Source organism: Shimia sp. R9_3 (assembly GCF_017743755.1).
Lineage (GTDB): Bacteria > Pseudomonadota > Alphaproteobacteria > Rhodobacterales > Rhodobacteraceae > Shimia.
Map to the genome: position 1 here is coordinate 42,370 of NZ_JAGHRP010000004.1, position 12,770 is coordinate 55,139.

General features: G+C 58.7%; 14 protein-coding genes. 9 read left to right on the plus strand and 5 right to left on the minus strand.

All coding sequences use genetic code 11. The features are described 5' to 3' along the window. Positions 1-61: 61 nt before the first annotated feature. The 4 genes from J7412_RS11565 to J7412_RS11580 all read left to right on the plus strand — a co-directional run bounded on the left by J7412_RS11565 (position 62) and on the right by J7412_RS11580 (position 4,241). The gene (locus tag J7412_RS11565; protein ID WP_209062844.1) at positions 62-496 is read left to right on the plus strand and encodes a nitrate reductase cytochrome c-type subunit; all 435 of its coding nucleotides are present in this window, start codon (positions 62-64) and stop codon (positions 494-496) included. Positions 497-519: 23 nt separating this feature from the next. Continuing rightward, positions 520-1,221 carry a NapC/NirT family cytochrome c gene (locus J7412_RS11570; protein WP_209078804.1) on the plus strand — a complete coding sequence of 234 codons (702 nt, stop codon included), beginning with the start codon at positions 520-522 and terminating at the stop codon, positions 1,219-1,221. Between the two features lie 501 nt (positions 1,222-1,722). Then, positions 1,723-2,568 carry a YihY/virulence factor BrkB family protein gene (locus J7412_RS11575; RefSeq protein ID WP_348540495.1) on the plus strand — a complete coding sequence of 282 codons (846 nt, stop codon included), beginning with the start codon at positions 1,723-1,725 and terminating at the stop codon, positions 2,566-2,568. A 71-nt stretch (positions 2,569-2,639) separates the two neighbouring features. After that, entirely contained in the window at positions 2,640-4,241 is a 1,602-nt protein-coding gene (locus tag J7412_RS11580; RefSeq protein WP_209078806.1) for an AMP-binding protein, read from the plus strand. A gap of 67 nt (positions 4,242-4,308) precedes the next feature. Here J7412_RS11580 and J7412_RS11585 read toward each other — a convergent pair whose 3' ends face one another. Genes J7412_RS11585 through J7412_RS11595 form a run of 3 tightly spaced genes read right to left on the minus strand, consistent with a single transcriptional unit; the run spans position 4,309 to position 6,649 of the window. After that, entirely contained in the window at positions 4,309-5,376 is a 1,068-nt protein-coding gene (locus tag J7412_RS11585) for a methyltetrahydrofolate cobalamin methyltransferase (protein WP_209078807.1), read from the minus strand. An 11-nt stretch (positions 5,377-5,387) separates the two neighbouring features. After that, entirely contained in the window at positions 5,388-6,326 is a 939-nt protein-coding gene (locus tag J7412_RS11590) for a methylenetetrahydrofolate reductase (RefSeq protein WP_209078808.1), read from the minus strand. A 26-nt stretch (positions 6,327-6,352) separates the two neighbouring features. Beyond that, positions 6,353-6,649, minus strand: a complete 297-nt coding sequence (locus J7412_RS11595; RefSeq protein ID WP_209062831.1) for a virulence factor — start codon at positions 6,647-6,649, stop codon at positions 6,353-6,355. A 300-nt stretch (positions 6,650-6,949) separates the two neighbouring features. On the opposite strand from J7412_RS11595, the gene J7412_RS11600 reads away from it, so the two are divergent. Then, entirely contained in the window at positions 6,950-8,062 is a 1,113-nt protein-coding gene (locus J7412_RS11600) for a Ppx/GppA phosphatase family protein (RefSeq protein WP_209078809.1), read from the plus strand. Between the two features lie 72 nt (positions 8,063-8,134). Further along, positions 8,135-8,851, plus strand: a complete 717-nt coding sequence (locus tag J7412_RS11605) for an RlmE family RNA methyltransferase (RefSeq protein WP_209062827.1) — start codon at positions 8,135-8,137, stop codon at positions 8,849-8,851. A gap of 21 nt (positions 8,852-8,872) precedes the next feature. Here J7412_RS11605 and J7412_RS11610 read toward each other — a convergent pair whose 3' ends face one another. Beyond that, positions 8,873-9,076: a hypothetical protein gene (locus tag J7412_RS11610; RefSeq protein WP_209078810.1), complete on the minus strand. Its 204-nt coding sequence runs from the start codon at positions 9,074-9,076 to the stop codon at positions 8,873-8,875. A gap of 134 nt (positions 9,077-9,210) precedes the next feature. Continuing rightward, positions 9,211-10,125, minus strand: coding sequence for a lysophospholipid acyltransferase family protein (locus J7412_RS11615; protein WP_247743903.1), 915 nt, complete (start codon positions 10,123-10,125; stop codon positions 9,211-9,213). 205 nt (positions 10,126-10,330) lie between these two features. On the opposite strand from J7412_RS11615, the gene J7412_RS11620 reads away from it, so the two are divergent. Genes J7412_RS11620 through J7412_RS11630 form a run of 3 tightly spaced genes read left to right on the plus strand, consistent with a single transcriptional unit; the run spans position 10,331 to position 12,769 of the window. Next, on the plus strand, positions 10,331-11,035 hold the full coding sequence (locus J7412_RS11620) for an acylneuraminate cytidylyltransferase family protein (protein WP_209078811.1): 705 nt from the start codon (positions 10,331-10,333) through the stop codon (positions 11,033-11,035). A gap of 13 nt (positions 11,036-11,048) precedes the next feature. Further along, positions 11,049-11,840 carry an SDR family oxidoreductase gene (locus J7412_RS11625; RefSeq protein WP_209062821.1) on the plus strand — a complete coding sequence of 264 codons (792 nt, stop codon included), beginning with the start codon at positions 11,049-11,051 and terminating at the stop codon, positions 11,838-11,840. After that, a complete protein-coding gene (locus J7412_RS11630; RefSeq protein WP_209078812.1) occupies positions 11,834-12,769 on the plus strand; it encodes a Gfo/Idh/MocA family oxidoreductase in 936 nt (311 codons plus the stop codon). Before J7412_RS11625 ends, J7412_RS11630 begins: the two co-directional genes overlap by 7 nt. The last annotated feature ends 1 nt before the right edge of the window (position 12,770 follow it).

Sequence of the window (12,770 nt, forward strand, 5' to 3'; positions counted from 1 at the left end):
CCAACATAGCCAGCGCGGGGCGCGGCCCAAGGCCACCCCCGCAAGCTACGGAGATTGTAAGATGAGAAAATACAGTTTTGTCAGCACCTTGGCAGCGGTTGCTGTGGTTGTGGGCAGCGGCTTTGCGATTGCGGATCAGGCGGGCACCGTGAAGAGCCTACGCAATGATCAGATTGACCACATCAACCGGATTGATGAGGTTCTGCATCAGGAGAGCCGCCGGTTTGTGCGCAATTATCGCCAGCAACCGCCGCTGATCCCGCATTCCATCGATCAGTATCAGATTGATCTGAGCGCCAATCAGTGTCTTGCGTGCCATGACTGGAGCAATGCCGGGGATCGCGGCGCACCAACGCTGTCGATGACCCATTATCTGGGGCGTGAGGGCGAACAGCTTGATCAGGTCGCGGGCACCCGTTGGTTCTGTAACCAGTGCCACGTGCCGCAGGCCAACACGCCGCCGTTGGTGGAGAGCACCTTCACCCCGTCCCAATAACGCAGCAGGAAAGGAGTTGAGACATGTCTGATCATGATGACAAACCCGGCTTTTTCCGGCGTGTGTGGCGCACGGTGACTTCGCCCACGACAACCTTCTCTCTGGGTGGGTTGCTGATTGGGGGCTTTGTGGGGGGCATCCTGTTTTGGGGGGGCTTCCACTGGGCGCTTGAGCTGACCAACACCGAAGAGTTCTGTGTCTCTTGCCACGAGATGGAGACCAACTTTGTCGAGTACAAAGAGACCGTGCATTACAACAACCACTCCGGTGTGCGGGCGACCTGTCCGGATTGCCACGTGCCAAAGGAATGGCAGCACAAGATCAAAGCCAAGATTCTGGCCAGCAAAGATGTGTATCACACGCTGGTGGGTACGATTAACACGCCGGAGAAATACGAGGAACACCGGCTTGGCATGGCGTCCAAATCCTGGGTGAAAATGAAGAGGTCCGACAGCCGCGAATGCCGCAACTGTCACAACTTCGAATATATGGATTTCACCATTCAGGAGAACCGCGCGGCGGCCAATCACCAGCAGGCGCTGGATGAAGGCAAAACCTGTATCGATTGCCACCAGGGCATCGCCCATAATCTGCCGGAGAACTATCTAGAGACCTACCGGTCGCTGGTGGAAGAGATGGCTGAGGCCGGCGAGATACCCGCGCCCAAAGGGCGTGACGTGGCCCGCGCGCAAAGCGATATCCAATCCTATCTAGGTGCAAACTAACGCATCCACAAAGCAGGGTTTCAGGCGTCCCGGATTGGGGCGCCTTTTTTTCTGCGCGGCGCTTGATGGCGTTTGGGGGATTTGGTGCTGGCTCCTTGGAGTAGAGCCAGCACCAGCCTTGGTTCTGTGAGTGGTCTGGCATGGGCACAGACATTGCAAAACCGCCAAGGCGTAGCGATCTTGCGCCCAACCAGCGCCACCGGGAGGGAGAGCGCGCGCCGGTCGTCCGGGGCCAGGCAGCACATTTGGAGAGGCTGCTGCATGACCCTTAAGGAAGGCTGCGGCTGTGTCCCCAGACCGCGTCTTCCCTCTGAGACCAGTGTTAGAGCCAGTTTCTGAAAATATCCTTTTAGACTGTCATCAGTTTTTAGCGGTATTTACCTAAAATTTTAGGAGGCGACCCAAATCCCCTGCGTCAGAGCTGGGATTGTTGGATTGGGGTCATGGAAAACCCCTTTTATTCAATCTATTATGGTGGCGAACTGAAGTTGCTGAATGTGAGTGGGGCTGTTGAGTTTCCTGCAAAGTTTTTTTGAAGCCGTCCGCAGATTTGGATCAAAAGGCGGTGCTGTGCGCAGCTCGCACCTTGCGCTGTCCTTTCTCTTTGCGATTTTTCCCTTCTGTCTGTTTGCGCTTTCATTGGCGGGGGTGCTGAGCCCGCAGGCGCATATCGACGACGTGGTCGAGTTCACCATTGGCGCCTGGCCGGATGCGATTGCGGATTCCATTGAGAGCGAGCTGCGCGCGGTGCTGCAGGCGGGGAGTTCCACGCTGACCTTCGGGGCGGTTCTGGCGATCTTTTTTGCCTCAAACGGGGTTCAGGCCATCCGGCTGGTGATCACGGATGCGTACCGCGATGAAGATCCGCGGCCGTTTTGGAAAACGCGTGCACTGGCGATCCTGTTTGTGATTGCGGGGTCCGGCGTGATTGTCGTGGCCGGGGCGTTCAACGTGATTGTACCGTTGGCGGTGCACTACTTTGATGATCTTGTCCCTTGGCTAGGACAGTCGATTTTGAGCAACGAACAGTTCCGTCAGATCGTGACCTTGTCCGTTTCGGTTTTCTTCCTGTTTGCCTGTCACAAATGGCTGCCGGGCATGCCGCATTCGTCGCGCGAGCTGTTGCCCGGTATCTTGCTCTGTATTGTCCTCTGGTGGGCGGTTTCAAAAGGGTTTGGGTTCTACCTCAGCCGGTTTTCGACTTATTCGGTCACCTATGCCGGGCTTGCCGGGATTATGTCGACGCTGGTCTATCTCTATCTGATGTCGGCGATTTTTGTTCTGGGCGCGGAGTTCAACGGCCAGCTGATGGATGCCCGCAAGATGCAGGAAAGCGGCGCCGCCTAGGTGTTTCTACGGTGATTGCGCTCGCTGTGCGCTCCGCTAAAGTCGCGCGCCAAGAAGAGGGAGGAAGGCTCATGAGCATGACGATTGGTGCGCTGTTTGCCGCACGGGCTGAGACCTATGCTGACAAGCTGTTTTTGCAGGTTCCAGCCAACGCAGAGCGCGCATATCACCCGGAGGGATACCTCTGCACCTATGGCGAGGCGCAGGCGCAGGTTTCGTCGATGGTGGCCACGCTGAAAGCCGCAGGCTATGGCCATGGGCACCGGATCGCAGCGCTGCTGGAAAATCGCCCTGAGATGCTCTTGCTGAAATTGGCCTTGTCAGAGCTGGGCATCAGTTGGGTGCCTGTGAATCCGGACTACCGCCCCGCAGAGGTGGCCTATCTGCTGCAAGACAGCGGCGCGGAGCTGGCGCTTGTGGTGCGGGAGCAGCGTGCGCTGATGGAGGCCGGGATCGCGGAGAGCGGTCTGGATGTGCCGATGGTGGAGATGGGCACCACGTTGCCTGTGCTGCCACAGAGCAAAACCGCTGCGCCCAACACGGGTCCAATCACGCAGGAGACTGAGGCCAGCCTGATCTACACCTCCGGCACCACGGGGCGGCCCAAGGGCTGTATGCTGAGCCATGGCTATGAGGTGGAGATGGGGCAGTGGTATGCCTCACGTGGTGGCCTCATCCAGTTTGAGGCGGGGGTGACCAAGGTCTATTGCCCCTTGCCGCTGTTCCATGTGAACGCCGCGATTCTGCTGTTCATGGCGGTGATTGAAACCGGCAGCGCGCAGATTACGCCCGAGCGGTTCCGGGCCAGCGCATGGTGGCGCGAACTGGCGGAAACAGAAGCCACAGCGGCGCATTATCTGGGGATCGTCATTCCGGCGTTGATGAACCGAGCACCTGAGGCTTGGGAAAAGAAACACAAAGTGAAATTCGCCGTCGGGGCAGGGGTGGAGCCCACGCTGCACCGCCCGTTTGAAGAGCGCTTTGGCTTTCCCTTGATCGAGGTCTGGGGCATGACGGAGATGTGCCGGCTGCTGGGCGACTATGAGGAGCCGCGCCGCATCGACACCCGCGCCATGGGCCGCCCGCAACCGGGGCTGGACGTGCGCGTGGTGGATGGCGACGACCAAGAAGTGCCACGGGGCACACCGGGCGAAATGGTGTTGCGCTACAGTGAAGAGACCCCGCGACGCGGCGCTTTCTCAGGCTATCTGAACTTGCCCGAGGCCACAGAAGAGGCCTGGCGCGGCGGATGGTTTCACACCGGCGACACGGTGATGATGGATGAAACCAACATGATCACTTTTGTGGACCGCAAGAAAAACATCATCCGCCGGTCTGGCGAAAATATTGCGGCGGCGGAGATTGAGGCTTGTCTGCAGGACCACCCGGCTGTTGAGCGCGTGGCGGTGGTGGCTGTGGCAGACGAGATGCGTGATGAAGAGGTGATGGCCTGTGTGCAGGTGATCGGCGCGGAGAGTGAGGCTCTGTCACAGGAGCTGTTTGATTGGTGCTTTGCACGGCTGGCCTATTACAAAGCACCGGGCTGGATCCGGTTCCATCCGGATATTCCGGTGACCGGGACGCAGAAGATCCAGAAACACAGCCTGTTTGGTGAAGGTGACGATCCCACGGCGGGAGCTGCTGACTTCCGCGCTCTTAAGAAGCGCGGATAAGCCTCTCACATAAAACAAAAAAGCCCGCATCAAAGGATGCGGGCTTCTTCGTAAGATCAGGGAGCGCTTAGGCGCGACGGCGACGGCGACCGCCCCGGCCACCTGCGGCTGCATCTGCAGGGGATTTGTTGAATTTGATCCACTCAGCACCACCTTCGTCGTTGTTGGTCAGGAAGTTGGCGGCGCGGATGGCCTCCATCTCTTTGCCTGCGCGGGCTTTGGTGGAGCCCAGACCGAAGGTTTCGCAGAAGGTCTCGTCATCCATGTCCTCTGGGATGATGATGCCTTTGGCGGCGATTTCGGCTTTCTTCTCGGCCAGCTTTTTGGGGCCAACAGGCAGGGCAATCGGGTTCATGATCGCGGAGGTCATGCCGGTCGCCATTGCCATTGGCAGGAAGGCGTTGTTGATGCCGTGACGGTTTGGCAGGCCGAAGGAGATGTTGGACGCACCGCAGGTGGTGTTCACGCCCAGTTCGTTGCGCAGGCGGCGGTTCAGTTCAAACACCTGCAGGCCAGCAGTGCCCATGGCGCCGATTGGCATCACCAGCGGGTCAACCACGATGTCATGCGCCGGGATGCCGAAGTCAGCTGCGCGCTCAACGATCTTTTTAGCCACGGCAAAGCGGACCTCTGGGTCCTCGGAGATGCCGGTGTCGTCGTTGGAGATCGCCACCACAGGCACGTTGTATTTCTTGACCAGCGGCAGAACGATTTCCAGACGCTCTTCTTCACCAGTTACAGAGTTCAGCAGCGGACGGCCTTTGGCCGCTTCCAGACCCGCCTCAAGCGCTCCGGGCACGGAGCTGTCGATGCAGAGCGGGCAGTCGGTGACTTCCTGCACTTTTTCCACCAGCTGGCGCATCAGGTCAGGCTCAACAAAGTTGTTGTCCGCGTAACGTGGGTCTTCGGCCATTTTGTTGGAGAAAACCGCGCCGGAGTTGATGTCCAGAACAGTGGCACCAGCAGCGACCTGCGCCAGAGCATCGGCTTGCACGCGGGAGAAATCGCCCGCTTCCAGCTCTGCGTTCAGGATCTTGCGGCCGGTTGGGTTGATGCGCTCACCGATAACGGTGAACGGCTGGTCAAAACCCATGATCGCTGTTTTTGTTTGTGATTCAATGATGGTCCGGGTCATGTTTTATCCTGTCAGACAGAGGTGCTTTGTGGGGCGGCCGGCTGCGTGGAGGCGCCGCCGTTTTCGATTGCCCAGTTGGCGTTGGTTTTGATGCCGCCAAGCGGGAAGAAGTGGACTTTCTCGATGTTGAAATCCGGGTTTGCCGCTTTGTGGGCGGCCAGACCGGCAAGAACTTCGGTTGGCTCATGCGGAAGCAGCAGTTTAGAGACGTCTTTGGCGCGCTTCTGAAGCACTTTGAGAGACGGGCCAACGCCGCAGGCAATGGCGAATTTGATCATGGTCTGCAGCTTGGCAGGACCTGCGATACCAATGTGGATCGGCAGGGTCATGCCGCGCTCTTTCAGCGTGTTGGCCCATTCGATCACCGGATCTGCCTCAAAGCAGAACTGGGTGGCGAGCGCCATATCGGCGTCGGTGCGCTTGGAGAACTCAAGCTTCCAGTCCAGAGCGGCGTAGGTGTTGGCGCGACCGCCGTCCGGGTCGATGTCCATGTTAGGCTCTGGGTGACCCGCAACGTGCAGGTTGGTGAAACCGGCTTTGTCAAACAGGCCTGTGTCCAGCAGCTGCATGGAGTCAGAGAAATCGCCATGTGGGTTGGCAACGCCACCGGCCAGCAGAAGCGCCTGTTTCACATCGGCTTCGCCCTGATACATGGAGATCCAGTTCTCAAGCGTTGCCTTATCTTTGATAATGCGCGCCGGGAAGTGGGGCATCACGTCATAGCCTTCGCCTTTGATGCGCTTGGCGGTGGCGACCATATCCTCGATCGGGGTGCCCTCGATGTGGGCGATATAGACGCGGGTGCCCTCAGGCAGAAGCACGCGGAAGTCGTCGACTTTGGCGGCCGTGCGCGGCATCACTTCGATGGAGTAGCCTTTCAGGAAAGCTTCCATTTCCGGTGTGGCGGATTTGACCTCATCGGTCTTGCGCTTGAAATTCAACAAAGCCATTGCGGCCTCCCAAATCGAGGGGCGTGTCATGCCCAGCCTTCATTGTCGATCAGCGCCTTGATGCGCGTCTGATCGTACTCTGCTTCAAGCCGTGCGACTTCTTGTTCAACAATCGCCTGCGGCTCGCCCTCAACCGGATACGGATCTGCCTTCCGCCACTCTGCTAGATAGGCATCCGTGTCGGATGCGCCAACCTTCATCGCTGCTCGGTCGATTGCTTGCTCAAACCGTTCAGCCAAAGGTTTCTTTGCGCCGCGACGCCCTTTGCCAACGATCACCTGAGCAGGAATATCGCGCCAGTAGACAATGGTGACATCAGGCATGGGGTTGATTCCTCCGGTATCAGTACATCATACGTAAATCAGGGCCGCCTGTCGCTTTGTGTCAATTTCGACACGAAGACAGCATTCCGCGACCTAGCGCTTTGTTGTGAGCTGCTTGTAGCGGTCGGAGCGGCGCTCTGGCTATTGCGGGGCGCGTGAAATCTTTGCATGAAAAAGATGAGCTTCCGGGGCGTTGTGCCAAGAGCGCGCCCCAAAGATGCGCGGCGTCATCCAAGGAGGGATTGCGCGGGGGGCAGCGAAAGACTAGGTTGAAGGCAACACGAAATGGAGGGCGTGACGATGGCGCCCAAGCGTCCCAAAGGTGCGGGCGCATTCCCAAAACCGGTTGAGAGCCCCGCGCCGAAACCGCCTGATCCAAGTACGCTTTACGCGGCCTTGGATCTGGGCACGAACAGTTGTCGCATGTTGATTGCCCAACCCAAGGGCAGTCAAATTCATGTGGTGGACAGCTTTAGCAAGTCTGTCCAGTTGGGCTCCGGGCTGGAAAGCACCGGAAGGCTTTCCCGTGGCTCCATGCGGCGCACGATCCAAGCGATGCGGATCTGTCAGCAGAAGCTTAAGCGCCATAAGGTCAAACGCATGCGTTTGGTGGCCACTGAGGCCTGTCGGCGCGCCAAAAATGCGCGGGATTTTGTGCGGCAGGTGCGGCGTGAGACAGGTTTGCAGCTGGAAATCATCCAGGCTGAGGAAGAAGCGCGTCTGGCGGTGATTAGCTGCGCGCCGCTTGTCTCCATGAAGACCGAGCAACTTCTGGTGGTGGATATTGGCGGCGGGTCAACAGAGCTTGTCTGGATCGACCTGTCCTCTGTTCCGCCGATTGAGCGGTCGCGCGCAATCATGCGTCTGCGCGGCGGGTTTCACACCGCTGACAGCCCGTTTCCGGCCGCCAAAGTGGTGGATTGGATCAGCGTGCCGCTGGGTGTGGCCACTTTGCGCGACCAGTTTCGCGATGTGGAAGATGATGCCGCGCGTTTTGCATTGATGAGCTGGTTCTTTGAGGAAAATCTGAGCGAGTTTGCACCTTATAAGGATGCGCCGCCGAGCGAAGGTTTTCAGATCATCGGCACAAGCGGCACGGTGACCACCGTGGCGGCAAGTCATTTGGGGCTGCGCCGCTATGACAGGACCAAAGTGGACGGTTTGCGTATGACCAGTGACCAGATTGATAAGGTCATCCGGGGCTATCTGGATCTTGGCCCGAAGGGGCGACGCAACGACCCGCGGATCGGGCAGGACCGGCAGGCGCTGATCATGAGTGGCTCGGCGATTTTGCAGGCGCTGCTGCGCTGCTGGCCGACAGATCGGCTTTCCGTGGCGGACCGGGGGCTCCGTGAAGGACTGCTTTATGCGCAGATGAGCGCGGACGGCGTGCTAGAGGATGGGCCGTTCTGAGCGTGCAAGACAGCTTGAAGTGACGGCAAAAATGACTAGAAGGCTTTGTTTCAAAGCAAAGTGGTGAGCGAGATGGCCAAGAAACCGACCGGCAAGAACACATCCGGGCGCGGACAGCGCGATTTGACCGTGAAGGTGAAGTCTGCGCGCGGGCGCAAACTGTCGAGCACCCGCTGGCTGCAACGTCAGCTCAATGATCCTTATGTGCAGCGCGCAAAGGCCGAAGGCTATCGTGGTCGCGCGGCGTTTAAGATCATGGAGCTGGACGACAAATACCGCTTTCTGGTGCCTGGTGCCCGGGTGGTGGATCTAGGCTGTGCCCCCGGAGGCTGGTGCCAGGTGGCCGTGCCGCGCGTAAACGCGCTGGGTGAAAAATCCGGCAAAAAGGTTGGCACTATTCTGGGGATCGACCTTCAGGAAGTGGAAGCCATTGCCGGCTGTGATATCCATCAGCTCGACTTCATGGAAGACGATGCGGATGTGAAGGTCAAAGACTGGCTCGGCGGCAAAGCGGATGTGGTGATGAGCGACATGGCGGCGGCCAGCTCGGGTCACAAGCAGACCGACCACTTGCGCATTATGGCGCTGTGTGAGGCGGCGGCTTATTTTGCCTTTGACGTACTGGAAGAGGGCGGCACCTTTGTGGCCAAGGTTTTGGCCGGTGGGGCCGAAGGCGAGCTGCAAAAGCTTCTGAAGCAGAAATTCACCAAAGTGGCAAATGTGAAACCCCCAAGCAGCCGCGCGGACAGTTCCGAGAAATTCGTGGTGGCCACAGGGTTCCGTGGCTAAAGCCCTCAGTTGTTGAGTTGGTTAGGCGCTGCGCAGCAGGGACTCTGCGGCGTGTTTAACCATGCGTTCGGCGCGAAATTCAAAGTGATCCGCCTTAAACATATCAACGGGTTGGCGCGCGAGCGCCTCTTCATGCGCCAAGGCCAGATTTTGCTGGCGCAGCAGCTCAAACAGGCGCGCATGACGCGCGGGTTTGGCGTAGGTGGACGAGCGGACGTGGAACACAACAGTCTCCTTTGGCAACAGTAACCCGCAAAGTCGTTTCTGGGGTCACCGACCTTGCTAAAGGAGCGAAATGGTTAAAAAGTTGCGCAAATGGGATGATTTTGTGGAATAATTGCAGCGAATGCTCAGGGCATTTACCGCGCACGATCCTCAGATGTGTCATTTCCGGCGCCACGCCAGCGGTTGTGGGTCCACATCCATTGGCCGGGATAGGCGCGGATCAGCGCTTCTAGGCTATCGTTCAGGGCCTGCGTCATTTCTTCCGCAGTGGTGTGCGGCACTGGAGCCTCGGTCTCGATCACATAGGTGCCGTCAGGCTGGCGAATGCCATAGCAGGGCACAAGGTCAACTTTGTACTTGAGCGCCAGTTCAGCAGCAGAGGTCGCGGTGCGCGCGGGTTTGCCCAAGAAGTCCATCACAGGCGCATCATTGATACGTTGATCCTGCACAATCCCCAGAAAACCGCCGCTGCGCAGATGTTTGATCATGCCGGACATGCCGCGGCGGCCACGCTCAAACACCGGTTTGCCAAAGTCTTCCATCGCAGCCACATAGTGCGCGTTGAAATAGGGGTTCGACATCTTTTTGTAGAGCCCGCCAACCGGAATGCCCTGCGCCAGAAGGGCGGCGCGGACGGCGAGGTAGTTGCCAAAATGACCGGTGACCAGCATCGCGCCTTTGCCCTCTTCCTTTGCCGTTTTCAGAGCGGCAAGGCCGGGGCCTTTGATCGGATAGGTGGCCACACGCGCGGAGAATTCCTCGGCGGAATACATCTCCATCAGCATCCGGCCCATGGTTTCCGGCACTTCACGCACGATGGCTTCGCGCGCCTCCGTTGACAGCTCGGGCATTACCAGGGCGAGATTTTCGCGGATGCGGCGACGGTTACCTGTGAGAGGCGCGATCACTTTGGTCATGATCTGACCGCAGGTATTGATGCGCGTTTCATAGGGCAGACTGCGCATCGCAGACAAAAAGCTGCGGATGGCCGTATCAGTGAGCCAATGGCCAAAGGAGCGGGAGAAAAGCGGCATGGGTGGTGTGATCAATCATTCTGCGCCAACAAGATAGCCGATACATATGGTTTGCGGATTCTCCGCGCAAGCCGTTTGCCAGTTTGGCGTTGCGTGGTTTTGGGGGCTTGCGTAACAAGATCACAGCAGGGCGGCGCGTCGTTTCGCGCTGGACGGGCGCGGCGCGCTTGCGATACTGGCAGGCAAGACGCATAGAGCCCGCAACACAGGAGAGCCATTTATGATCCTTGGTCACATCGGAGCGCGCAAAGGCTCCAAAGGGGTGGTTCGCAAGAACTTCAAAGACTTATGCGGCAAGCCGATGATTGATTGGTCGCTGGATCAGCTTTTTGCCCACCCGATGGTGGATGCGGTTGTGGTCTCGACAGATGATGAAGAGATGTATGAGCATGCGGTTGCCAAAGGGGCGTTGCCAATCGGGCTGCGGCCTGCACATCTTGCCACGGATGAGGCCCCCAAGTGGGGGGTGTGGCAACATGCGATGGAAGCCGGTGAGGCGGCAGCAGGCAAGGCTGCGACAGCTTTTCTGGATCTGGATTGCACCTCGCCCTTGCGCCTGCCGGAAGACATCACGGGGGCGCTGGAGCTTTATCAGACAGAGCAGCCAGACATGGTGATGAGCGTCTGTGAGGCGCGCAAAAACCCCTATTTCAACCTTGTGGAGCCGGATGAAACCGGCGCGCTGCATGTGAGCAAGCCGCTGCCTGGGGGCGTCTGGGCGCGTCAGGCTGCGCCCACTGTCTATGAGCATGCGGCCTCCACCTATGTGGTTGCGCCCAAATATTTGCGCGAGGCGCAGACCATTTATGAGGGGCGGGTGATCCCGTTTGAGATGCCGTCAGAGCGCTGCATCGACATTGATTCCCCTTTTGATTTCAAATTGGTAGAGCTTCTTCTTCAGGAACAGCTCGACAGCAAAGGCTGAAGGAGGCCGCAAGATGGACAAACAGTTGGACGGGCGCACGGTATTTATCACGGGCTCTGGCGGCGTCTTGGGCTCCACCTATGTGCGCCGCATGCTGGAGGTGGGTGCAAAGGTTGTGGCCACCGATCTGCCCGGCGCACGCGCGGATGCCCTCAAAGAGGCGCATGGCGACAATCCGAACTTTGGCTATTACGATCTGAACGTCGGCGTGGAAGAAGAAGTGGTTGAGATCTTCAAGCGGGTGATGGCGGATGGCTGGCAGCCCAATGTGGTTCTCAACAACGCGGCCATCACCGGTGAGATGCTGATGGGGGCGGGCAAGCCGTTTCCGGATTTTGCCGACACCAGCGTGGAAGATTTTGAGCGCACCATGCGTACCAACCTCACCGGTGCTTTCATGATTGCGCGTCAGATGGATCGCGACATCGTGGGCAAATACCCAAGCGCGCTGATCAATGTGGCGTCGATGTATGCGCTCAACGGCGCGCATCACCCGATTTATGACGGCATGCCGTTCAAGAATTTCTCCGCTTACGGGGTCTCCAAGGCGGGCATCCATGGCATGACCGTCTGGCTCGCGGGCTATTGGGCCAAGCGCGACGCCACCGTGAACACCATTGCGCCGGGCGCGGTGTTCAATGGTCACTCTGAGGAGTTCCAAAAACGGGTTGGCGCGCTGATCATGCAGGACCGCATGGCGCAACCTGATGAAATCGCGGATGTGATGCTATTTCTTGCCAGCAAGCACGCAGGCCATATGACCGGTCAGATGGTCAATGTGGATGGGGGCTTCTCCGCGTGGTGATTGCGGTCATCGGCGCGGGCTCGATTGGCAAACGCCATGCGGCCAATCTGGCCGCATTGGGCGAGGCTGTTGAGCTGATCGGCTGGCGCGGGTTTGACCGTGCCAGCTTTGAGGCGCGGCAGGACATAGAGGCGGTGGTGATTGCCACCTCCACACCGATCCGGCTGGAGCTGATCGAGATGTGTGCCGCGCGGGATTGGCCGTTTTATGCGGAAAAACCGCTGGCCTGGCGGGTGGCGCAGGTTGAGGCCATTCACGCGGTAGCGGCCCCCGTGGCGGCGCGTTCCATGGTTGGGTTCATGATGCGCTATCACCCGGCAGTGCGGGCGCTGGGCGCGCTGAATCTGAGTCAGACCTACGGGTTTTCATTCGAGATCGGCCATGACGTGCGCCAGTGGCGGGAAAACTGGTCTTTTGCCGGGAGCTATGCTGCAGAGCCGGAAGGCGGCGGCGTCTTGATGGATCTGTGTCACGAAATGGATCTGGCGCTGGCGGTCATGGGCCCACTAGAGATTTCTGATGTGCGCGCTTTGGCACATAAAGACTTCCCGCAGATTGATTTTGCCACCCGCGTGGATGTTGTCGCGGCCAAGGGGGCGGTGGGGACCATTTCGATGGATTACGTCTCACCCGTGTCGCTGCGCAAGGCGGCGCTGCGGGGGCGTGACCGTGTGGTGGATCTTGATTTCCTCGCACCGAGCCTGTCTGAAGATATGGGGCAGGGCATGAAGACCACGCCCTATGTCTTTGAACGCAATGACATGTTCATGGATATGATGCGTGATTTTCTGGCGCTTGTGCGGGGTCAGGACACATCAGGCAATCCGCTGATGCCCCGTTTTGACACCATGCGTGACAGCAGCCTGTTGATTGCGCGCGCCTGGGAGGCGCGGCGTTTCACAGGCAGGGTGGACATGGATATGTCCTGAA

Bases quoted from the DNA above. Each gene is read 5' to 3' on its own strand.
- J7412_RS11590 (WP_209078808.1), bottom strand. From the start codon at position 6,326: ATGGCTTTGTTGAATTTCAAGCGCAAGACCGATGAGGTCAAATCCGCC.
- J7412_RS11580 (WP_209078806.1), top strand. From the start codon at position 2,640: ATGAGCATGACGATTGGTGCGCTGTTTGCCGCACGGGCTGAGACCTAT.
- J7412_RS11605 (WP_209062827.1), top strand. From the start codon at position 8,135: ATGGCCAAGAAACCGACCGGCAAGAACACATCCGGGCGCGGACAGCGC.
- J7412_RS11620 (WP_209078811.1), top strand. From the start codon at position 10,331: ATGATCCTTGGTCACATCGGAGCGCGCAAAGGCTCCAAAGGGGTGGTT.
- J7412_RS11600 (WP_209078809.1), top strand. From the start codon at position 6,950: ATGGCGCCCAAGCGTCCCAAAGGTGCGGGCGCATTCCCAAAACCGGTT.
- J7412_RS11625 (WP_209062821.1), top strand. From the start codon at position 11,049: ATGGACAAACAGTTGGACGGGCGCACGGTATTTATCACGGGCTCTGGC.
- J7412_RS11565 (WP_209062844.1), top strand. From the start codon at position 62: ATGAGAAAATACAGTTTTGTCAGCACCTTGGCAGCGGTTGCTGTGGTT.
- J7412_RS11595 (WP_209062831.1), bottom strand. From the start codon at position 6,649: ATGCCTGATGTCACCATTGTCTACTGGCGCGATATTCCTGCTCAGGTG.
- J7412_RS11570 (WP_209078804.1), top strand. From the start codon at position 520: ATGTCTGATCATGATGACAAACCCGGCTTTTTCCGGCGTGTGTGGCGC.
- J7412_RS11585 (WP_209078807.1), bottom strand. From the start codon at position 5,376: ATGACCCGGACCATCATTGAATCACAAACAAAAACAGCGATCATGGGT.